Genomic DNA, 24,157 nt, shown 5'->3' on the forward strand with positions numbered 1-24,157 from the left:
TCCTAAAATAGACCAGGTGATGAAAAGAAGAGATTTTATAAAGTTGACAGGTAGCGCAGGTGCTGTTTTTTGCCTGTTGACACCCCAATCAATAAAGGCCCTTACCGATGGTGACTATGCGGGACTTGAAAATAGTTTTATCAATCCACAGAGGTCAGTCGGACCCTGGGTGGTTTGGCATTGGACATCGGCCAATCAGACCAAAGAAGGTGTTATAAGCGACTTGCAAGGAATGGCAGAGGCAGGTATTGCTGGTGCGACATTATTTAGCTTTCCTACTGGCGGAATGGGATCAGGTGGTGGCACAGTAATCGATAATCCGGCAGAGCCGTTAACTCCTGAATGGTTTGATTTGATTGACTTAGCCGTTAATGAAGCGGATCGTCTGGGATTAAAATTAGCCATTCAGATTAGTGCAGGATGGGCAACCGCTGGAGGTGATTGGATTCCTCCTGAGCTTTCTCAACAGCAAGTTGTATGGAGCGAAACCCTGATTCAGGGAGGTCAAACGTATTTAGGATCACTGGAACGTCCTACCCGAGGCGAACCAATTGGTGGACACGGGATAGCCCAACCAGAGATACCAGATAGTTGGAACAATTACTACCGGGATTTGCATGTTTTGGCTTTTCCGGTACCACAGGACTGGTCGAAAACAAGCTTTACCGAAAATGCGAAAATAACATCGAACCTGCCGGTAACTGATTTTGAAAAATTAGGATCGCCAGACAATCGGTCTGTCGTCCTGAAATCGGAAAAAGAGGGATACATTCAATTTGAATTTGAAAATCCTTTCACCTTGAGGGCAATTAAGGTTGAATCAGGCAGTTATAACTTGCCAGCTCACACGATGGAGATCCAGCAAAGTAACGATGGCGTTACGTTTGCAACAATTGGTAAGTTGGATGCTATGTTGAGTGGCTTTCAGACCCAATTGACAGAATTAACTCATGTTGTTCCTCAGTCGACTGCAAAATTCTTTAGACTGGTTTATACCCTGAAGCCTCCAATTAATTATGACGAACACATGGTCGGCGCATCATTCACCTCCGGTGGTTTTGGAGCCAGACCGTATGGTGAACCATCCGGATTTGTTGATCTTTCAAAAATGGTCGATGACTTGAGTATTGCCTCTGTTTGCTTATTGAGTCAAGCAACAGTTCATCATTGGGAGGCAAAAGCAGCGATGACCTGGGGCAAAAGTCGACGCGTCGCCAATGCCGAAATGCCTGCTAGTGCTTGCATCCCACTTGATGCGATTATTGATTTGACAAATGAGATGCAGGAAGACGGAACGCTTAATTGGAAGGTACCTGATGGTGAGTGGAAGATTATGCGTTTCGGTTACACAACAATGGCACGAACCAATGGACATGGTGTCGGGCAGGGGCTGGAATCAGATAAATTTAGTCGGGAGGGAGCACGAATTGCCTTCGAAGGGTGGTATGGACGAATACTTGATCATGTTGGGCCACGAATGGCCGATAGTGTCGTTAAAATGCTCAACATCGACAGTTGGGAGTGTGGTTCACAGAACTGGTCTCCAGTATTTAAAGAAGAATTTGAAAAACGTCGCGGGTATAAAGTGACAAAATACTTACCGCTGATGACCGGTATCCCGGTGGAGAGCGCCGAAGTTTCAGAAGCTTTTTTGTATGATATTCGTCGCACGATTGCCGATTTAATAAGTGACAATTTTTTCGATGAAATGAGGAATCTGGCACATGCTAAAGGTTCCCTGGTGAATACCGAAGTTACGAACCCTACAATGACATCAGATGGAATCCTGGCATACAAAAACGTTGATGAAACTTCCAGTGAGTTCTGGTGTGAAAAATGGAACTGCTGGAAGCCGTGTGATATCCGGGATGCGGCATCAGGAGCTCGTGTTTACGGTAAGCAGATCGTTATTGCAGAAGCCTTTACCGGAGGAGGAGATTGGCGAGAGCATCCCTATGACCTGAAGGCGTTGGGCGATATGCACTATGTCGATGGCGTTAACCGAATGATGATTCACCTTTGGGCAGCGCAACCTTATCCGGAGCGAAAGCCCGGAGCGACAGGAGCAACGGGATTGTATTTCAATCAAAATACAACATGGATTAAGCCGGGGAAGGTCTGGCTCGACTATATGAGAAGAGTACAAGCTTTGCTTCAATCCGGAGTTACCACCTGCGATGCACTTTACTTTATTGGTGAGGAAATACCAGCCCGAGCATTAATTCCCCCGAAATACGGATCTTTTTTTGTCACAGAACCGGCCTTGCCAGACGGATATGATTATGACTCGATAAATCAAGATGCGTTATTATCGCGTGCCAGGGTCGAAGAAAATAATATTGTTTTACCCAACGAAGTTCGCTATCGGGTTTTGGTATTACATCCTGATACGAAGTTGACTCCTCAATTGGCGAGAAAAATCAAAGCCTTGATTGCAGAAGGTGCACAAGTTGTTGGACCTAAACCCACTGGTTCCATTACGCTGGAGGGGGGAGTGCAGTCACACGAAGAGGTGCTGTCTATTGCAGATGAAGTCTGGGGCGATCTGGACGGTGTCTTACGTCAGGAACGAACCTATGGCTTAGGGCGTATCTTCTGGGGAATGCCAATGGTAGATGTACTAGACCGGATGAACCTTTCTCCCGATGTGTTATTCCTAAATCAAACAGAGACGTTGTCGGGGAACCCGTTTCGGGCGACAGCGAATCAACCGGTTGGATACAATCCAACTGCATATGGGGAAGATCGTAAAGGTTGGGGCCTCATGTGGAACCACAGAATTAATGAAGGGAGGGACTTCTATTTTCTATCCAACCAGGAACAGATGTTGATTTCGACAGAAATCAGCATTCGTCAGTCGGGGAGAGTTCCCGAGTTTTGGCATCCGGATTCCGGTCAGATAGAAGATGTCCCGGTTTGGCGTGAAGAAAATGGAAGGACGATTATCTCACACATATTTCAACCGGTTGAATCTGTTTTTGTTATGTTTAGGCATTCGTCAGCTAAGACTAATCAATTGGTTGATATTATTAGCCCGAATCAAGGAGCTAAAACTAATCTCCAGATAGACGTTCAAGGTTCAAATATCAATGTTTGGGCGAAAGAAAGTGGAAGCTGGATTTTGGAAAAGAAAAACGGAAATCAACATGAAGTTAAAGTTAATAAGATAGATACGCCTGTTGCTGTTGAAGGAGAATGGGAAGTTCGGTTCCCACTGTTAACAGGAGAGGAACGTGTTACAGAACTAAACTTGGGGTCGTGGACAAATTCGGAAGATGACGAGATTAAACATTTCTCAGGAACTGCGACCTATCATAAAAAGGTCGATTTAGATGAAACATTGTTAGGAAAAAATAAACGCATTTTCCTGGATCTTGGAGAGGTTCGTAATTTGGCTCGCGTGAAAGTGAATGGTCAAGACTTGGGGGTAATCTGGAAACCACCCTATTGCATTGAGATGACAACAACAGCTAAGCCTGGTCCAAATATTATAGAAATCGAAGTTACGAATACTTGGCATAATCGGCTGGCGTATGATGCGGGCCTACCTAAAAAGGAAAGACAAACCTGGGTGGCCTGTGGAATCCGAAATGGTGGGATTAAAAAGAAAGCCAAATTAGTACCGGCGGGAATTCTAGGACCTGTTAAAATTAATACTTGGATTAAGGCAAAGTAGCCTGAGCGTGTAGTCATAAAATAAGTTTGCAAAGAGCAATAAGAACAAAACCAATCAGTAATATGAATAAACTAATCCTGTTAATATCCCTAATCATTCTTAGTGTGACCAGCGCTACGGCTCAGATTCCTCCGGTTTTTAACCAACAGGACTCATTAAGAATTCGAAAATCAAAATTGTCTCAACTATACATTAGCCCGAAGAGAATTGTTTGGACTTCAGATCCGTCAGGCAGAAAAGTTAAGAACGCTAATTCATTGATCAATCCCGGCGTTGGACAAGCCGATCTGAACAGAGGAGACTTTTTAATGCTTGCCAATCGGGGAGTAGAAACAGAACAGGGATTGATTATCGATTTTGGGAGAGAGATACAAGGTGGAATTGAAATTGTGACGACGATAAGCAATTCAAGTCCTGCTGGGAGAATTCGAATTAGCCTGGGCGAATCTGTTTCCGAAACAATGTCCGAAGTCGGGGTTGATGGGGCGACGAATGATCACGCAATTCGTGATTTTGTTATTACAATTCCCCGACTGGGTCGGACGGTGGTTGGGGAGTCAGGCTTCCGCTTTGTGCATATTAATTTGGTTGATCCAAATACAAGGATACAGATCAAAGAAGTGAACGCGGTGATGAGTTATCGGGATATTCCATATAAAGGTTCATTTACTTGCAGTGATGACAGATTGAACGAAATATGGATGACTGGTGCCTACACGGTGCACCTGAACATGCAAAACTACCTATGGGATGGTATCAAACGCGATCGCTTGGTATGGGTTGGAGACATGCACCCAGAAGTGATGACCATTAATTCAGTTTTTGGATATAATGAGGTAGTCCCTAAAAGCCTGGACTTTGTGCGAAATGGAACTCCTCTGCCTAAGTGGATGAATAACATTAGTTCGTATTCTCTGTGGTGGATATTAATTCAGCGCGATTGGTACTACTACCAAGGAAATCTTGAGTACCTAAAAGAACAGGAAGATTACTTGGTTGGCCTGCTAAAGCAGCTGACTCATAACGTTGATGAGAACGGGGTTGAACAGATGGAAGCAGAACGATTTTTGGATTGGCCTTCCAGTGAAAATAAACAAGCAATTCATGCGGGTTTACAATCTCTTATGTTGATGAGTTTTAAGGCGGGGCAGCAGCTGTGCAAGGCTTTGGGAAATACTGAAATTGAGAAGTTATGCGCGGAATACGCCGCTAAATTGAAGCAGCATGTTCCGGAAATGGCGGACTCCAAGCAAGCAGCAGCTCTGTTGGCTATTTCGGGATTGGTATCTCCGTCGAAAGCAAATCGAGAGATTTTATCTCAGGATGGCGTTCATAAAATGTCAACCTTTTATGGATACTATATGCTCATCGCTCGTGCAATGGCTGGCGATTATCAAGGGGCGATTGACAATATCAGAGAATATTGGGGAGGGATGCTTGACCTCGGAGCAACGACGTTTTGGGAAGATTTTGATATTGATTGGATGAAAAATGCAGCGCGAATAGACGAACTTGTTCCTGAGGGTAAAATAGATGTTCACAAAACATACGGTGGTTATTGTTACAAACAATTTCGTCACAGCTTCTGCCACGGATGGGCATCTGGCCCCACCGCCTGGCTGACAACTTACGTACTCGGAGTAAACGTAGTAGAACCAGGTTGCAAAACAATTAGGATTAGTCCACACTTGGGCGACCTCCAATGGGTAAAAGGAAGCTTTCCGACTCCATATGGCGATTTGTATATCAAACATCACAAAACAGCAAATGGAGAAGTGAAAACTACCTATAAAAAGCCCAAAGGAATAAAAGTGATTATTGATAAGCAATAAAACCTAACATGAGATATATTATTTCCCTTTGTTTCCTGCTTTTTATAGGAATAGAAGCTAACGCGCAAAATCCGATTGTACCACCTGGTGTTTATATTGCAGATCCCTCTGCTCGGGTTTGGAACGACGGTAAATTGTATGTCTATGGCTCTTTGGATGAAAGTACAACATATTATTGTTCCTATATGTATCACGTGTTGTCAACTTCAGATATGAAGAATTGGGAGCTGACTCCTGACGTTTTTAATTCCCGAGGCGATAACGACCAGATTTCTTATTCAGACAAGGAGTTATATGCCCCTGATTGTACCCACCGAAACGGACTTTACTATCTCTATTATTGCCAACCCGATAGAAAGGCAGCTGAGGGGGTAGCTGTGAGTGATTCTCCGACAGGCCCTTTTGTGGATGGAAAGAAGATAAATTTGAATGGAATTGAGCAGATTGATCCGGCAGTTTTTATTGATGATGATGGACAAGCCTATTACATCTGGGGGCAATTTGAGGCCAAAATCGCCAAACTGAAAGATAATATGATGGAGATCGATACCTCGACCATTGTTGAGAATGTATTGACCGAAAAGGAACATCATTTTCACGAAGGCAGTTTCATGTTCAAACGAAATGGTATCTATTATATGGTTTATGCAGATATGAGCCGTGGAAATCGTCCAACCTGCATTGGGTATTCGATGAGCAACTCTCCAATGGGGCCATTTAAATATGGTGGTGTAATAGTTGACAACGATCATTGCGACCCGGCAACATGGAACAATCACGGTTCTGTGGTCCAATTTAGAGGGAGATGGTATGTCTTTTATCACCGATCTACCCACAATAGCCGTATGATGAGAAAGGCCTGTGTTGAGCCCATCGAATTCAACGCGGACGGGAGTATTAACGAGGTTGAAATGACTTCGCAGGGAGCAGGGGCTCCTCTTAGTGCATTTGAACAGATTGATTCAGAAAGAGCTTGTCTTTTGTATGGAAATGTACGCATTCAGTTGTTTGAGCCGGGTAACGAAAAATTAACTGAAATACACAACACTGACAATGTAGCGTACAAATATGTTGATTTTCAAGATGGAGCTAACGAGATAACAGTTAAGGTTAAGCCGCTAAAAAATGGGGGAACAGTCATTGTCCGTGCTGATGAACCTTGGGGGCCGATCATCGGGATGGTTAGAGTGCCTGGAGAAAAGGATGGAGAATGGCAAATGATTACATCAAAAATGAAAGGTACTAGCGGCGTACATGCTATTTGGTTAGGGTTTTATGGGGCAGATACTCAATTGATGGAACTCGATTGGTTTGAATTCAGTAAGCGTTGATTACTCGCGCTTGATCAAAGAAGCCACAGTTCTTCAGCTTTCATGATCCTCTTTCATTGCAATAATCTTAATTACTAAATAATTGCGAGGGGCGTCGCACTTGACTGCGATGTCGCGCACTAAATGATTTATATGAACAAGAACAAAAAAAAGAAAACAATTGCTTTGGTTGCACATGACAACCGTAAGGCGGATTTGGTAGATTGGGTCGATTACAATTGGAAAGAATTGATATTCCATGACCTTGTCTGTACTGGTACTACCGGAGCGATGGTCGAGAAGGTACTGCAGGAGAATTGTATGCTTGCCAATACAGTGCCTCCTCAAGTCACTCGGTTAAAATCGGGACCACTTGGAGGAGACCAACAGCTTGGGGCGTTAATTTGTGAACAAAAGGTAGACATCTTAATTTTTTTATGGGATCCGATGCAACCACAGCCACATGATGTGGATGTAAAAGCACTACTTCGGATTTGTGCTCTGTATAATATTGTAACGGCAACAAATCGATCTACTGCAGATTTCGTTATCTCGAGTCAACTGTTCCACCAGGAATACAAACCATTGGTTAAAGATTACTCCGCTTATATAAAACGTGTCATTAGTTAGCACTGATGATGCAGCAGCTTCTTGTTTTTATTCAGGGAGGTGCAGCGAGATACGGTATAGGACTGCTTTTTTGCAACAGATATCATTAAGAATGTGATTCTGGATAGACCTGTCGCACCAGAGCTCAATCTTATATGGTCGGCTGTCATTTGAATTGCAGTCAAAGGGTTATCTGCGTATCTCAACAACGCGAATGTGAATATCAATATAAACTTATTTCGATGAAAGTAATATTCCACCTTTTCATTTTTTGTTTTGTTGTACTAACTCAAAGTAGTTATGCTCAAACGCCCATGCTGAAACTTGTTGTTCCCAATTTCGAATCAATACAAGGTGATTTGCAGGTTAGTGTTTTTAACAGCGAAAAATCATTCTTAAAAGAACATGAAGAATATCGAATTTACAGGTTTAAAATAGAGAAAGATAGCATCGAGTTTACGATTGATGACCTCCCTAAAGGGAAATATGCCATGATAATATTCCATGACAAAAACAGCAATAAGGATCTGGATCGTTCGTTCCTGGGAATACCCAAAGAGGGATACGGGTTTTCAAACAACATCAGACCTCATCTTTCAGCTCCCGATTTTCAAGATTGCAGTATTGCATTGGACAATGACACGAAAGTAGAAATAGAACTTTTGTATTAAGAGCAATTGAATTTTGCTAAGGCGTTTGGGAGAGAAGGAACGTACCCACTTTCTAGTAATTTATAGATGTCAGTAAATGTATAGAATGACATGTTTCGTGATTTATTTGACTTTATTTGTCATCAGTTTGCTCTAACTTTTGGGGTATTATGAGAGGATTTCTGTTGAGTTATCCAGAAAAAAGTTCACTTGTTGTGTTGAGGGCGTTCTGGTAATTTGGGAGATATTGATTGAGCTTTTATCTAAAAATGAACTAGATATGTTTTATTTTTGATTTTTTACAATTGAAGAAAAATCCAGATAATGTTCGTCAAGCTGCTTAAAACGATAAAAGAAGATCAACGGATTCATGAACGGTTTCAAGGTATTCTTATTGAAAAAAGGATACCATCGAGGACTGTTTTGCTGCATGAAGGAGATGTCTCCAACGAGATTTATATAGTGAAAGAAGGTTGTTTGCGTGAGTGGTTTAATAAAGATGGAAAAGATATTACCTTCCAATTCTTTTTTGAAGGGCAACCCGTGGCATCCATTGATAGTTTTATTAATCAAAAACCAAGTCTGTTTACGATCGAAAGCATTGAACCATCTACCCTTATAACAATAGAAAGGAAAGAATTTAATCAACTGTTGGTTACTTCCCCTGATTTTAAAGACAGTTTTCAAGACTTTATTTTTCAGCGTTTCAGTAACTACGGACAGCTTTTCCTTTCGAGGATAAAAGATTCGCCAGTGGAAAGGTATGAGGATCTGATTACAACCCATCCTGAAATAATCAAGCGGATTCCCCAACACTATATTGCTTCTTATTTAGGAATTACTTCTGTATCACTTAGCCGCATAAGAAACAGACGATAGTTACTTATTAACAATTGTTATCGTGAAGCCCTATAAAAGTTCAGACTTTTGTGCTGTAATATTCTAAACAGTAGAGTTATGAAACTTTTTTTATTATTGTTGGGTTTGTCGTTAAAAATGAAATTTGCGAATAAGAATAATGACCTTTTTCGTCGGCGATTAAGAACCAGAACCGGATCGATATTAATTAGAACGGCTGATCGTAGCGTCGGACGGCTATTTACATTTAGTAAAGGGCACATATTCACTAAAGCAGAAAGGTCTGGAGATGCAGATGTGCAAATGGTATGGGAAGATGCCAACATTGCTTTTAAAACCATGACCAGTACCGATCCGCAAGCATTATTTCGGGCGATGGATAATGGAGATGTAAGTCTGGTTGGCGATATGTCAGTAGCACAGTGGTTTAGTTTGCTGATTAAGGCTCTAAAGGGCAGTGGTAAGAATTCAGGGGAAGGTAAATCGGGAAAAGTAGCTATGATAGGGCTTGGTAAAATGGGAAAGGGGATTGCTCGTAATATTCAAGCAGCCGGATTTGAATTGGTAGTTTACAACCGCACAAGTGCTAAAACTACACCGTTTGTTGACAATGGAGCTATTTTGGCTAAAACTCCTTCCGAGGCTGCCAGTCTAGCAAATATTGTAGTCACATCACTTATGGACGATGCTTCAGTACTAGATATGGTTACTGCTAAAGACGGTATATTATCAGGCTTAGCTAAAGGAGGAATTCACCTTTGCGCAACGACCATATCGCCGGAATTGTCCAAAAAACTTGTCGAAATCCATCGTCTGCATGGCAGTCATTTTATTATGGGTGCAGTCGTTGGGAGACCAGATGCAGCAGAATCAGGGGAACTTCTTACTTTGATGGCAGGAAATGAAGAATGCATCGACCAATGCAGAGCAGTTTCTTCAGCTTATTCGGCTGCAACTCTCATAATTGGTCATGAACCCTGGCTGGCGAATTATGCGAAATTATCAGTCAATTATTTTGCCGTATCTAATATGGAGTTGATGGGCCAATTATATGCTATGGGGGATGCAACCGGTATCGGTCGAACTTTTTACAAGCAAATATTTGAATCCAGTTATTCAAACCCAATCCTGAAGTTTTATGCGCAAAAAATTATGGATAAAGAATATCAAGAAAATGTCGGTTTCGAGCTTTCTGGTGGCCTTAAAGACGTTAAGCTTATGCTTAAAGCATCAAATGCAACGTCTTGTTCTTTGGACTATGCACCTATTATCATTTCAAAAATGGAAAAAGCTATTAGTTTAGGAAATGAACATAGCGATTGGAGCGTCTTTACGAATCTCTCGACAAGTAAGTGAGAATGATTTTAGTTTTCCGAGTGTAATTCAACTGGCATAGCGGTGAAGACGTTACATTTGAATCAACACCCAGTTTAATATTATCTCATTGAATGGAAAATCATTCGGATGAGCAATAAGTTTGGCATAGAATATAACCATCCTTTCAAATGAAGTTGTTACACTGCATTTAGCATTTGGTTACCCGTGGTCTTAAACAAACAAATCACGAATCTGACCTTATTAATTCTAGCATTGGAAGCGTAATATGCTTTCATTTTGATAGATTTGTTACAAATTTAGAGTGAATAGTACCTCGATGAGAACAGACGAATCCAAACTACTTTCAAATTTGAAGCTTGGGGATCATACTGCATTTGAAATGCTTTTTGACCAATATGCTGATCGATTATATCAGTTTTCACTGAAATATCTAAAATCAAAGGAAATAGCAGAAGATGTAGTTCAGGAGGTGTTTATGAAGGTGTGGCGAAACCGGGAGATTATGAGGATTCATAGTTCTTTGCAAGCCTATCTGTTTCAAATTACCCTAAATGCTATTCGGAAGTATTTCAATGAGCAGGCGAAGACCAACGACTGTAAGCACGAACTATTGGTCGAATTGTCGGAAAACGCCACGACCGTGGAAGAGTTTGCCGACTACCAAAATCTACTGGACAAACTTAAGTTTTTTATAGACAATATGCCGGAAAAAAGAAAAGCTGCATTTGTGAAAAAGAAGATTGAAGGCAAATCGTTGAAAGAGATTTCGGAGGAAATGAAAATTACAACCAAAGCTGTTGAGTACCACATCACCGAAGCAATGAAATACTTAAAATCGCAATTTGAGGAGCTCAAAATTCAAGGATTGATTTTCTTTCATCTTTTTCTTCCGTATTCATTATAGTTGGATTTTTTGATAATGATGTACTTTCAGCAAAGTTAATAAATTGGGAGACTGGTGTGTGAGATAGTGGAGTTTAGTTGAATTTCATTTTTTTTTAATTTTTTCAAATTCGACCTAGGGATTTGAGTCATGTTGGGATCACAGGTATTAACAGTTCCGAACCGAAGACTCAATGAAAAGCAAAATAGATTATAGGAATTCACTACTTAAGTTTTCTGAAGGGAAATACACTTACAGGGACTATGTCAATGTGAAAGGTTGGTTTGCCGATTCAAAGGAAGATCAGCAAGCAGAGGAAGCTTTGTTTGACCAATGGAAGGATACTTCGAATCCTTCCGACGAAAATAAGCACAAAGAACTTTTTCGTAAAATTCATTACAATATTCTGTTGGAGGATCGAACGTCACCGACTCCCCAGAGTTGGTTGTTTTATTACCGCCAGATAGCGGCTATTCTAGTTCCTATTCTTGTACTTACCGGTCTGTTATATTTTATTTTGGATTTGAACCCAGCCGGGTCTCAGTCATGGGTTGAGATTAATGCGCCGGCTGGTGCTAAGACAGAGTTTCAGTTGCCAGACGGAACAACAGGCTGGTTGAATAATGGTGCCAAACTTTGGTATCCTACTGTGAATTCAAAGAATCGGGAAGTGAAGTTGACGGGAGAAGCCTATTTTCGTGTAAAGCATTTGATGCAGGGGGACTTTACAGTTCATGTACCCGATATGGATATAAAAGTGTTGGGTACCAAATTCAATGTTTCTGCTTACGAAAACGAAGCCAAGACGGTCGTGGTTCTGGAAGAGGGGAAGGTTGAAGTGGCTGGGACTAAGACCAAGTTCAATCATACCCTAAAACCGGGAGAGATTTTGAGTTTCGACCACGGGTACAATAAACTTGCCAGTGGAAGGATTGATCCTACTATTTATACAGCGTGGACCCAAGGTTTTTTGGTAATTGATGATGAACCGTTGGACGAAGCTTTTAGAAAAATTGGTCGTTGGTACAATGCAGATATTGAGATACACGGGAAGATTGAGCGGAATTTGCGACTTAAAGCAACGTTTAAAGAAGAAGCATTAGATGAAGTAATAAATTTTGTTTCAATTTCGACTCCCATTGATTATGAGATTATTGAGGGGAAATATGATGCAAGTGGGCACAAGCAAAAAAACAAGGTCATCATTCAACTTAAATTAGAATAGCATGATTATAGAATAGAAAGTTCAAAAGCAAAAACAGGAAAGTGTTTGCGGCACTTTCCTGACATTTTGCAGAGCGAAATAATCCCAATTAAAACACTCTTACAGACGTAAATTTATGAAAAAAAATGAAAAACGTGAGGGAATAGGAAACCTTTCCTTAAGGATGAGTATTGCCCCCAAAAATTTATTCAGAATGTTAAGACTAACCATGCTCTTTTTCCTTCTGGGACTGATGCAGATCTTCGCGACAGAATCTTATTCTCAGAACAACAAGCTCTCGTTAAAGTTGAATAATATTAAGTTGGAGAGCGCATTAAAGTCAATTGAAGATCAATCAGACTATTTCTTTTTATACAATAGAGGATTGATTGATATTGAACAAACAATCAGTCTCGATGTGGCAAATCAGGAGATAGGAGCAGTTCTCGAAAAGTTGTTATCAGGTACTGATATTTCCTATAAAATTGTAAACCGTCAGATCATTCTTTCCGGTAATGAATCTGGTCTAATTGATGCTCAACAAACAATATCTGTTTCAGGTCAGGTTCTCGATAGCGATGCATTACCTATGCCTGGGGTTACCGTGGTGATAAAGGGAAGCACGAGAGGTACGATAACTGATGCTGATGGAAATTACAGAATGGCAGATGTTCCCGGTGATGCTATTTTGTTGTTTTCCTTTGTAGGTATGGAGAGCAAAGAAGTCCCTGTTGCCGGCAAGATGGTTATTGACGTTGTGCTGAAACAGAGTACTATTGGAATTGAAGAAGTAGTTGCCATCGGTTATGGTACAATGAAAAAATCGGATCTGACTGGATCGATTTCACAAGTTAAGCCAGATAAATTGGCCAACGAAAATCCGAATTCCGTTGCTGATATCTTACGTGGAAAACCAGGCTTAAGTGTTGGCTTTTCTTCGGATGCCAAAGGTGGCGGTTCAATGCAAATTCGGGGACAACGTTCTGTTTATACCGATGGAGGTCACAACGACCCTCTCATTGTTTTGGACGGAATGATTTTTTATGGCGAACTATCTGAGATTAATCCGGATGATATTGATCAGATCGATATTTTGAAGGATGCATCAGCGGCTTCTGTTTATGGTGCTAAATCAGCTAACGGTGTAATTATTATTACCACTAAAAAAGGTAAAAAAGGAAGGCCAAAAATCAATTTTACAGCCTCTACCGGTATTGTAACCATGGGGGCTAACCGAGAAGTATATGGTCCTGATGGCTTCATTCAATTTTACGAAGACTGGTATACTGCTCCTACATACGGTGTAAATTCGGAAACGGGTAACTACGAAGCTTACCAGACTACCTTTTCAGATAAGCCAGGCTATTATTCAAGTGTGGATAATCTTTCAAATTACGGGGTTTCGGCTGAGCAGTGGAGAACTTACACCACTAATGGAGATGGATCCAGCGATAAAGAAATATTTGCCAGACGCCTTGGCTTGAAGGATTATACGCTTGATAACTATTTGAGTGGTAAAACTTTTGATTGGTACGATCATTCCTTTCGCACTGGAGTAAACCAAGATTACAATGTTAGTATCTCTGGTGCCAGCGACAATATGAATTATTACATGTCGTTAGGTTATCTCGATAATGAGGGACTCGCTGTAGGTAATAATTACTCTACAGTTCGGTCTAACTTAAAAGTCGAAGGTAAAGTGAACAAGCGTCTCACAATTGGCGCTAATGTAAACTTCCAGCAACGTACTGAAGGAGATCTGGCTGTTGACTGGCAAAAACAGTTCATCGAAAATAGTCCGTTTGCAACTTATCGCAACGAAGCCGGTGATTTAGAAGTTCACCCGATGGGAGATCGGAGTTATGCTACAGGTTACAACTACGATTTCGATCGACAATATAAAGATTTGGATAAAGGGTTTACAGTGTTGAATACTATTTTGACAGCCAAACTAACCTTGCCATTTAATATTACCTATTCATTTAATGTATCTCCTCGTTATCAGTTTTTCCACGATCGTTATTGGGAATCAGCAAGCCATCCGGACTGGGCTGGAACCAATGGATTAGTGAATCGTGAACAATCAAAACGTTTTGATTGGTCATTAAATAACACGATCAACTGGGATAAAATTTTTGCTGATAAACACCATTTTAATGTTACTCTTGTTCAGGAAGCCGAGGAAAGACAATATTGGATGGACCGAATCGAAGCTCGTGATATTACACCAACAGATGCATTGGGGTACCACGAAACAGAGAATGCTGATAAAGACAAAAGTTCGTTTGATTCCTACGATTCGCACGAAACGGCTGATGGTATGCTGGCCCGGCTATTCTACTCTTATGATGACCGCTACATGGTTACAGGCTCGGTGCGTCGGGATGGTTATTCCGCATTCGGTACTTCTAACCCAAGAGCGACTTTTTACTCAACGGCCCTGGCATGGACATTTACTAATGAGAAATTCTTTAATTGGGAGCCAATGAGTTCCGGAAAATTGAGATTTTCGTGGGGGCAAAACGGAAACCGTTCTTTATCAGATCCGTATGTTGCGTTGGCAAACCTTGTCTCAGCATTGGGTACACAAGGATACTATGACTCAAACGGCATTTATGAGCAGTTTCAGGTGTTAAAAGCTGACCGTTTGGCTAACACTCACTTGCAATGGGAGAAAACTTCGGCTATAAACCTTGGTCTGGATTTGGGCTTCCTGGATAATCGCTTCACCGGATCAATTGAGCTATACAAAATGTCGACGACCGACATGATTATGAACCAGGCTTTGCCTGACTTTACGGGTTTTTCGTCAATAACAAGCAACCTGGGAGAAGTTCAGAACCGAGGAATTGAAATCACGATTTCAACACACAACATCAATAACCCAAACTTCAAATGGGATACTTCTTTCGGATTCTCAACGTATAAGAATGAGATTAAACACTTGTATTATACCTACACGACTGAATTAGATGCAGAGGGTAATGTTATCAGTGTAACAGAAGACGATGATACTTCGAACGGATGGTTTATCGGTAAACCGATTAGTGCAATTTGGAACTATAATGTGACCGGTATTTGGCAAAAAGGCGAAGTTGACGAAGCGGCAGTTTATGGACAACGTCCTGGTGACCCGAAAGTTGAAAATGTTTATACTGCTGACGATGGCGTAAACGGAGATGGCACAGCCAAACCTGTTTATAACAATAATGATAAGAAGTTCTTAGGTCAGACAGCTCCTCCGACCCACTGGTCTATTCGTAACGACTTTACTTTCTTTAAGAGTCTTAACTTCTCGTTCAATATTTATTCTTACATGGGGCATAAGAGCTTGTCTACAGATTATTTGAACCGTTTGAATAACAAATCGGAGATTGACAATAACTTCAATTCATATGTTCGAGAATATTGGACGGTTGATAATGCGACCAACAAATACGGAAGGTTGAATGCCAGCGGTCCTACTGGCTTAACAGAACCAGGAAGATTGTTTAACCGGAACTTTATTCGATTGGAAAATATTGCTTTGAGCTACGATATTCCAAGTAGAATTAGTCAAAAGTTGGGAATGGAGAAACTGAAGGTGTACGGAAACATTCGTAACGTAGCCGTTTGGGCAAAAGACTGGGATTATTGGGATCCGGAAACAGGAGGTCTTGCTCCTAGAACTTATACTATTGGATTTAACGTCGTTTTATAAAGCTATTTGATATGAAAAATACACTCAAAAAAATATATCGCAATTCAAGAAAGGTACTGATTTCATCTTCTCTCTTGTTTTCTATGGGAAGTTGTTCTGAAGAATTTCTACAACCAGATCCGCTGTCATTCTTTGAACCTGCTGCAACATATTCAACAGAAGCCGGTTTGGAATCTACTTTAGCGATGTGTGATCGTCACCTTCGTACTTATTGGACCTATTACTCTAGCCGGGATCGTGGTCTTCCCATCAGTACCGAATACATGTTTTCAGAACAAGCTGTCAATGCGATGACAGATAATGGATGGGCGTTTGCAGATATTGCCAATACATTAACTCCAACTAACGGGATCGGTGATGGCGATGATAACGGCATTGGCTATTTCTGGAGAGAACATTATTTAGGCATTAGACACGCCAATACGGTTATCAGTTTTATTGATGGTGTTGAAGGTTTGTCTGAGGATACGAAGAATATGTATCTTGGCCGTGCATATTTTCATCGGGCATTTCGCTATTTAGCATTGGTTTTTCAGTTTAACGATGTGCCATTAGTATCTAAAGTGCTTGAAAATCCAAAATTTAGCTATAAGAGTACAAAGCGCGAGGCTATCCTTGATATGATCACTCAGGACATGGAAAAAGCAGTGGAATGGGTTCCGGAGCAATCGGAAATGGAATATGTCGGAATGGTTAGTAAAGGTGCTTGTCGTCAGTTATTGATTAAATGTTACCTGGCGACAGGACAATGGCAGAAAGCGATTGATCAGGCTGATATCTTAATCAATCAGTCCGGTTATTCATTGATGACATCTAATTTCGGAACATTTATTTCTCCGAAGGAATCAACACATTCAGTTACCCGTAATGTAGTTTGGGATTTGCACCGTCCGGAAAATAAATGTATTGCTTCTAACACAGAAACAATCCTGGGATTACCAAATCAGGCCGAAACAGATGCTGCAATTAAAATGAGATCGATGCGTAACTGGTTGCCCCTGTTAGATAATAGGTGGGAAGTTAAATCCCCGGCAGGTAAGAACGCTATCTTTTATTACGCTCCAAATAATAGTAACTATAATCCGAATTTGGATTACGTTACGGCTTATGGCCGTGGTATTGCGCATATTCGGCCAACCTGGTATTACACCCATGATGTGTGGCGTGTTAACGGTGTTGAAGATGAAGGTGATTTGCGTCATAGCAGTGCATCTGGAAACTGGATGCGGATGGATTCATTGAAGTACAATGATGCTAGTGATACAGAATGGTATGGTAAAAATCTTCGTTTGTATGATGATGGAGGAAATCTGCTGTGTGCCGATACAATCCGCTGCTGGTTCGATTGGCCTCACTATAAGACTTATGTGCCGGATCCAGAGGAGCTTACTGCATCTAATTCGAACCATAGAGGTGGAGCGGGTGACTGGTATTGCTACCGTTTGGCGGAAACTTATTTGCTGCGTGCTGAAGCTAAATTCTATCTAGGTAATCTTGGTGGCGCAGCTAGCGATGTGAATGAGGTGCGCGAACGTGCCGGATGTGACGAAATGTACTCTACCGTAACAATAGGTGATATTATGGATGAGCGCGCCCGTGAATTGTACTTGGAAGAATGGCGTCATACGGAGCTTAGTCGCGTTTCATACTGTCTCGCTTTAAGTGGTAAAGCTGACGAATGGGGCAATACCTATACTACTAATAACCTGGCCGAAAACAGTTACTGGTGGCAACGTGTTAGCAAGCTTAATGGATTCTACAATACAGGTGCTTTTATTTGGCAACTCGGTAATCGCCCTTATACGATGGCTGCCAATAATATATACTGGCCAATTCCGAACTGGGCAATTGAAGCTAACCGTAATGGCACCCTAAGTCAAAACCCTGGTTATGACGGTTATGATGCAAGTGCTGATGTTTGGGATAATTGGGAAGATGCAGTTGCCGACGAAAACAGCGCAAACTAATAATTGCGAAAATCTCCCGATAGAGGCGAATTAATTGCTCTCTATATCAGATGATTATTGAATCGTAGATGAACGAAAGGCTGTTCGAAGGATTTCGGGCAGCCTTTTTTCTCAAATATTTGAAAGTAAAGCAAGACTTTAATCGAAGTAGGTAACACGCAGTCGTCTCGAAACAGGAGAGCTAATTTTAATAAAAGTGAGTCTTAGATTGAGGGGATAGCTAGTTTTCTATGTCTTAAATGAAGAGGGCTAGTGTCTAAAACTGTAGGATTTAGAAGCTCTATGCTTTTAAATTCTTGCCGTTATCCGCCAGCGAATTGATACGAGGAATGTCTTAAAAATAATCAAAAGCCAAGTATTGAAGAAATTAAACAGTTGTCTTCGGTGCCTTAATCCGACAGAAACAATGTAGTAATAAACAAAACTATTGACCATGAAAACATCTAATCTCATAAACCTGATAATGTTGGTGTGTGTGGCTTGTGCATGCCAGCCATCAGCTCGAGAGTTATTAAGAGGCCAGGTAAGACAAAGCTTGATTAAGGTAAATGAGACTTGGCAGGCCAAACATATGGATCCGGAGAGGGCCTTTTGGCATCAAGCGGCCTACCAAACTGGTAATATGGCGGCTTACCGAGCAACTGAAGACCAACAGTATCTGGACTATGCGCTAAAGTGGGCCAACCAAAACCAGTGGAAAGGCGCTCAGTCTGACGATACACTGAACTGGAAATATAGCTATGGAGAGACTCCTGATTATGTGCTTTTTGGCGACTGGCAAATCTGTTTTCAAGTGTATGCAGAATTGTATGACATCGATCCTGCCCCTGAGAAAATAGCGAGAGCTCGCTCGGTTATGGAATACCAAATGTCGACCGATAATAATGACTACTGGTGGTGGGTCGACGGTTTATATATGGTCATGCCTGTGATGACTAAACTTTACGCAATAACTGGCAATGAGCTGTATCTGGAGAAATTATATGGATATTATTCCTTTGCTCGGGATTTAATGTATGATAATAAGACGGGGTATTTCTATCGCGATGCAAAGTACATTTATCCAAAACATCAGTCGAACGCAGGTTTAAAAGATTTTTGGGCGCGTGGAAACGGATGGATTTTTGCCGGTTTTCCGCGTGTTCTGGAAGATTTGCCTGTGTCGGATCCACATAGAGAAGAATACATTCAAACTTACCAAAAACTGGCTGCCGCCTTGAAGGAAAGCCAACAGCCCGGGGGCTATTGGACCCGCAGTATCCTTGATCCGGAGCACGCTCCTGGACCGGAAACCAGTGGTACATGCTTCTTCACCTTCGGCTTTTTATGGGGCATTAACAACGGTCTGCTTGATTCGGATACCTATCTGCCGGTAGTGGAGAAGAGCTGGAACTTTCTGACAACGGAAGCCTTACAAAAGGACGGTACTTTGGGGTATGTACAACCCATAGGAGAGCGTGCTATACCGGGGCAAGTGATAGATAAAAATTCGACGGCTGATTTTGGAGTTGGGGCTTTCCTACTTGCAGCGTCGGAATACCTGAAATATCTGGATGAAAAATAGGGATGAGTCAACCCAAATTCGGAAGATAAAAATAGCGGATGGGAAAAGAAACGAGCTGCGTTATCAATTCTTCGGCTAGTTTTATCCCGAATGCCTCAATTATCTACGTCAGCCTGATGCTTTGGAGAAAGTCAGGTGAGAAATGGTCCGATGACGATTTGTTCCCAATAAAATCAATCGAGTTCAACGAGAAAACAGACCAGGCAATTGTCAACTTTAAGAAGATAGCGCAAGTTGTGACTGCCTATTAAATATGTGCATCCGCGTTACGATGTATTCCTGCACATCGACCTGGAGCAGTGTGGTGTTGGTGGTGACAATAGCTGGGGAACCTGGACACATAAACAATATCGGTTGGAAGAGAAAGCCTATCGCTGTAGCTTTATTCTGAAACCCGCGAAATAGAATTTGTTAGTTGCAAACTAGGTTGTCTGTTTTGGGACAACGATAGTGTAAAAAAAATAAAGAATATGAATAAAGAACGTTGCTATTACCTTTTAACCTTTCTTTTGTTATTTGGTTTAATATTTACAGCATGCCAGAGTAAATCAGGGGCTGAAGAGACGAGTGCCTACCTATTGGTTTACTTTAAAGACTCCACACACAGTATTCACTTTGCTATAAGCTATGACGGAAACACCTTCACAGATGTTAATGATGGAAACCCGGTAATTGCCGGCGATACGTTGGCTTCACAGAAAGGTATTAGGGACCCGCACATTACCCAGGGACCGGACGGAGCTTTTTATATGGCAATGACCGACCTCCATGTGTTTGGCAAACAATGGGGCTTACGTGATACTTATTGGGAAAGAGATGGTGATATATATGGTTGGGGGAACAATACGGGGTTTGTATTGATGAAATCCTACGACCTGATAAACTGGACCTATAAAAATGTTCATTTAGATGAATTATTCCCTGAATATAAGGAAATAGGTTGTGCGTGGGCTCCCGAAACGATTTACGATCCGCAGGAAAATAAAATGCTGCTTTATTTTACCATGCGCATGAAAAAAGAACGCACCCAAATGTATTATGCATATACCGACGATGATTTTACAACATTGACGACAAAGCCTGAGTTGCTGTTCGAATATCCGGACACTACAGTTCAGGTATTGGATGCTGATATTACGCCGCTCCCGGATGGGCGTTACTGCATGATGTATGTTGCCCAGGAAAAAGAGCACAATGGAGTAAAAATGGCTTTCTCTGATAAGATAAACAAAGGCTACAAATATGTTCCCGAATGGATAGACAAGGAACCTGGAGCTTGCGAAGCTCCAAATGTTTGGAAACGCATCGGTGAAGAGAAATGGGTGCTAATGTATGATATCTTTAGTATTCAACCACACAACTTTGGATTTTGCGAAACCAGCGATTTCAAGACATTTAAAAATCTCGGTCATTTCAATGAAGGGATAATGAAAACAACCAACTTTACCTCGCCAAAGCATGGAGCCGTAATCCAAATAACGAAACAAGAAGCCCAGCGATTAAAGGACTATTGGTATGCCAAAGGTCAAACCCGGGTTAAGACTGACATTCCATTGGATTCAATTCAATTAAGCGATCCATGTATTTTGGCCGACAAAGCAACTGAAACCTATTATTTAACCGGAACCGGTGGCCTTTTGTGGAAGAGTAAAGATTTGAGAAAGTGGACCGGTCCTTATAATGTCGCAAAGACCGATTATCAATCGTGGATGGGAAAAGACCCGATGATCTGGGCAGCTGAGTTGCATCAGTACAAAGGCAAATACTATTATTTTGCTACGTTTACAAATAAGGCGACTAAAATAGACACTGTAAAAGGGAGTATTATTCCGCGTAGAGCAAGTCATATATTGGTGAGCGATAAAGCAGAAGGTCCTTATGTACCGATGAGTGATCCCACCTATCTGCCAGCAGAAAAGCCGACTCTGGATGGTACTCTTTGGGTCGATAAAGATGGAAAGCCTTATATGGTGTATTGCTACGAGTGGTTACAAGCCATTAATAATGATGGAGTCCTGGATGGAACCGTTGAAAAAATCGAGCTTAAACCGGATTTGTCAGGTTCTGTAGGTGAAGGGAAATTGATGTTCAGAGCCAGCGCATCGCCATGGAGCCAGGAATATGACGAGAATGGTAAACTTAGAACGAGTAAAGTGACCGATGGTCCCTGGTTATTTAAGACGCAAACCGGTAAATTGGGTATGCTGTGGACCAGCTGGGTACACGATAAATACACCCAAGGTGTAGCTTACTCCGAGAATGGCACGCTGGATGGTCCCTGGATTCAGGATAAAGAGCCAATTACACCGCCCAACTTCGGGCATGGTATGTTATTCCGAACATTTGATGGTCAATTGTTGATGAGCGTGCATAGCCATCGAAATGAAAATGGACATTTTATTCGCTATCCGAAGCTTTTCAAGGTTGATGATTCGGGGGATAGGATCGTGTTAGGCGAGGCGTATTGAGGTTGGGAATGATTTGACTCGCTTTGTGCGCATGTTTTATTGATGCATGAAATGTTCAAAATGAAAGCTTTCTTCTGTGGAATGCAGCTTTTCACGGCAAGCGGTGATGTGCACGAAGGATTTTTTTAAGAAATGACCGTAATAGTTTTTCCAAAAAGTTCTGTTCTATGGTGTTCATTATGGTAGAATTGTAAGAATTGCCCAGTCCTAAATAATCTGTAACGCTTATTTAGGACTGGGCATAACCTGATTTTTACAACTAATCCATTGATCGTAGTTTGGGGAATATTGTTGGATATTTTGGGTGTTGGTTATCCTGTTTGCTGTTTTTTTAGCGGAATGGCTTTGAACTTGCTTTGCATAGCGTCAGTTCTCCAATAGTTAGGAGCAGGAGAATAGATTTATTAACTTTTGTTATCGCCTGCCAGTTTGCTGTTTCTGACCTTCGTATTGAAAATAGTAAACAGAAGAATTTATGAAAATAATCATCGTTTTTAATCATCCTTATGAAGGGAGTTTTTGCAATGCAATCTTAAACTCGGTAACCCTAGGACTCAAGCAAGCAAACCATGACGTTGATCTTATCCATCTGGATAAAGATGGATTTAATCCGGTAATGACTTCCCGTGACCTTAAGGCATTTAGGGATAAACGCCCCGTAGATCCCAAGGTTTTGGAATATGAGAAGCGACTTGAAAAGGCGGATCATGTTATTTTTATTTTCCCGGTTTGGTGGGAGCTTATGCCTGCTTTAATGAAAGGCTTTATCGACAAGGTTATTTTCCCAGGAGTGGCTTATGATTATGAAAATGGGAGTAACACAAAAATGAAACCGCTTCTAACGAATATTAAAAGTGTAACCGTAATTACAACGATGAACACGCCAAAGCTCTTGTATCGCATCATTTTTGGAAACGCGGTTCAGAAAGCCATTATGCGAGGCACTTTTTGGAAACTAGGTTACAAAAACAGAACGTGGATGAGTTTTAATATGGTAAAACAAGTGTCTGAAGAAAAACGAAAATCATGGCTTACGAAAATTGAATAAAAATTTTCTAAAATGTAATTGCCTGCATGAAAAGTTCTTTATCTAATTAAAATGTAACAATAACACTATAACTCTCGGTATTGTAGTGGTGACATATTCACCCTTTTCTTAAAGTAAGCACAAAAAAAGGAGGCGCTACTAAAATTTAATTCGAAAGCAATTTGGGTCGCTGTCAGATCAGAGCTCTTTAAAAGTGCTTTCGCCGTCATTATGACTGCTTCGTCTATCCAGGCTGAAGGATTTTTACCACTAATTTCAAAGATCACCTTTGAAAAATACTTTCTTGTCAGATGCAATTTGTCTGCATAAAACACAACGCTGCGTTCAATTTTAGAATGCTCAAACAGTAATGTCATAAACTTCATATAAATATCCTGCTTTCTGTTAACGGTACCCTTAGTATTTCCGACGGTGCTGACAACATATAGCTGCAAAATTTGGTATACCAGAGCATACAACAAATTTCGAACAATTTCTTCCCTGTAAGCTATATGGTTACCATATTGATCGGCTATGAGTTGTTGCACAGTAATGAGTCGTTCGAAATCTTGACTATGAGGGTAAAGACATGGATGTTCTTCTACGGCTTGTGCTATGTGTCCTATTTGAGTAGTTAGTCTTATACTGGAGAAAAAATCGAATGTAAAAAAAAGGAACTTAACTTTGAAATCGTTGCTATGCTCCAGAACCTGCATAATGTTATTGGGTACAAGAACAAGCACCGATTTTTCATACATGTCATGTTCACCAAGATTTATCTTAACTCTTGCTTTGCCCATTGTGCAGAATACAAATGCTATCCCTTCAACGATACGTGGAAAATTGTAACTGGATAATTGTTTCCCAATATTCATCTCTGTTTTGGAAGAGATGAAGCCATTCGTTTCTGCAATTATATTATCGCGTTCTTGTTGAATTATATATTCAATTGAGATTTTACTGTGATCCTCTTTTTTCACCTTTTATTGTTCACTTTTTGTATGTAAAGATATAAAAAGCGCCTATTTGAACATCATTGGGGACTTATTTAGTCCAAGCACAAGCTTTTCT

The 24,157-nt window shown here is 41.1% G+C and carries 17 protein-coding genes; 16 read left to right on the forward strand and 1 reads right to left on the reverse strand.

What is annotated here, in order from left to right:
• Window positions 1-19: 19 nt before the first annotated feature.
• The 16 genes from GJV22_RS21455 (at window position 20) to GJV22_RS21530 (ending at window position 23,107) form a co-directional block, all read left to right on the forward strand.
• The gene (locus GJV22_RS21455) at window positions 20-3,676 is read left to right on the forward strand and encodes a glycosyl hydrolase (RefSeq protein ID WP_163718560.1); all 3,657 of its coding nucleotides are present in this window, start codon (window positions 20-22) and stop codon (window positions 3,674-3,676) included.
• Window positions 3,677-3,738: 62 nt separating this feature from the next.
• On the forward strand, window positions 3,739-5,508 hold the full coding sequence (locus GJV22_RS21460) for an alpha-L-rhamnosidase-related protein (protein WP_163718562.1): 1,770 nt from the start codon (window positions 3,739-3,741) through the stop codon (window positions 5,506-5,508).
• Window positions 5,509-5,516: 8 nt separating this feature from the next.
• On the forward strand, window positions 5,517-6,839 hold the full coding sequence (locus tag GJV22_RS21465) for a family 43 glycosylhydrolase (protein WP_163718565.1): 1,323 nt from the start codon (window positions 5,517-5,519) through the stop codon (window positions 6,837-6,839).
• A gap of 132 nt (window positions 6,840-6,971) precedes the next feature.
• On the forward strand, window positions 6,972-7,448 hold the full coding sequence (locus tag GJV22_RS21470) for a methylglyoxal synthase (RefSeq protein ID WP_163718567.1): 477 nt from the start codon (window positions 6,972-6,974) through the stop codon (window positions 7,446-7,448).
• 221 nt (window positions 7,449-7,669) lie between these two features.
• Entirely contained in the window at window positions 7,670-8,098 is a 429-nt protein-coding gene (locus tag GJV22_RS21475) for a DUF2141 domain-containing protein (RefSeq protein ID WP_163718569.1), read from the forward strand.
• 303 nt (window positions 8,099-8,401) lie between these two features.
• Complete coding sequence (locus GJV22_RS21480) at window positions 8,402-8,956, forward strand: Crp/Fnr family transcriptional regulator (protein WP_163718571.1); 555 nt, start codon at window positions 8,402-8,404, stop codon at window positions 8,954-8,956.
• A gap of 78 nt (window positions 8,957-9,034) precedes the next feature.
• Window positions 9,035-10,291 carry an NAD(P)-dependent oxidoreductase gene (locus GJV22_RS21485; protein WP_163718572.1) on the forward strand — a complete coding sequence of 419 codons (1,257 nt, stop codon included), beginning with the start codon at window positions 9,035-9,037 and terminating at the stop codon, window positions 10,289-10,291.
• A gap of 298 nt (window positions 10,292-10,589) precedes the next feature.
• Window positions 10,590-11,177, forward strand: coding sequence for an RNA polymerase sigma factor (locus tag GJV22_RS21490; protein ID WP_163718574.1), 588 nt, complete (start codon window positions 10,590-10,592; stop codon window positions 11,175-11,177).
• A 172-nt stretch (window positions 11,178-11,349) separates the two neighbouring features.
• On the forward strand, window positions 11,350-12,381 hold the full coding sequence (locus tag GJV22_RS21495) for a FecR family protein (RefSeq protein WP_163718576.1): 1,032 nt from the start codon (window positions 11,350-11,352) through the stop codon (window positions 12,379-12,381).
• Window positions 12,382-12,574: 193 nt separating this feature from the next.
• Window positions 12,575-16,060, forward strand: a complete 3,486-nt coding sequence (locus tag GJV22_RS21500; protein ID WP_205461998.1) for a SusC/RagA family TonB-linked outer membrane protein — start codon at window positions 12,575-12,577, stop codon at window positions 16,058-16,060.
• 11 nt (window positions 16,061-16,071) lie between these two features.
• Window positions 16,072-18,027 carry a RagB/SusD family nutrient uptake outer membrane protein gene (locus tag GJV22_RS21505; RefSeq protein ID WP_163718578.1) on the forward strand — a complete coding sequence of 652 codons (1,956 nt, stop codon included), beginning with the start codon at window positions 16,072-16,074 and terminating at the stop codon, window positions 18,025-18,027.
• Window positions 18,028-18,460: 433 nt separating this feature from the next.
• Complete coding sequence (locus tag GJV22_RS21510) at window positions 18,461-19,591, forward strand: glycoside hydrolase family 88/105 protein (protein ID WP_163718580.1); 1,131 nt, start codon at window positions 18,461-18,463, stop codon at window positions 19,589-19,591.
• Window positions 19,592-19,629: 38 nt separating this feature from the next.
• Entirely contained in the window at window positions 19,630-19,842 is a 213-nt protein-coding gene (locus GJV22_RS21515) for a hypothetical protein (RefSeq protein WP_163718582.1), read from the forward strand.
• A 4-nt stretch (window positions 19,843-19,846) separates the two neighbouring features.
• Entirely contained in the window at window positions 19,847-19,996 is a 150-nt protein-coding gene (locus GJV22_RS21520) for a beta-galactosidase small subunit-related protein (protein ID WP_163718584.1), read from the forward strand.
• Window positions 19,997-20,061: 65 nt separating this feature from the next.
• A complete protein-coding gene (locus GJV22_RS21525; protein WP_163718586.1) occupies window positions 20,062-22,059 on the forward strand; it encodes a family 43 glycosylhydrolase in 1,998 nt (665 codons plus the stop codon).
• Between the two features lie 475 nt (window positions 22,060-22,534).
• Window positions 22,535-23,107, forward strand: a complete 573-nt coding sequence (locus GJV22_RS21530) for an NAD(P)H-dependent oxidoreductase (RefSeq protein WP_163718588.1) — start codon at window positions 22,535-22,537, stop codon at window positions 23,105-23,107.
• Window positions 23,108-23,172: 65 nt separating this feature from the next.
• Here GJV22_RS21530 and GJV22_RS21535 read toward each other — a convergent pair whose 3' ends face one another.
• A complete protein-coding gene (locus tag GJV22_RS21535) occupies window positions 23,173-24,066 on the reverse strand; it encodes a helix-turn-helix domain-containing protein (RefSeq protein ID WP_163718590.1) in 894 nt (297 codons plus the stop codon).
• Window positions 24,067-24,157: the final 91 nt, after the last annotated feature.

It is taken from the genome of Mangrovibacterium lignilyticum (assembly GCF_010882175.1).
Classification (GTDB): domain Bacteria; phylum Bacteroidota; class Bacteroidia; order Bacteroidales; family Prolixibacteraceae; genus Mangrovibacterium; species Mangrovibacterium lignilyticum.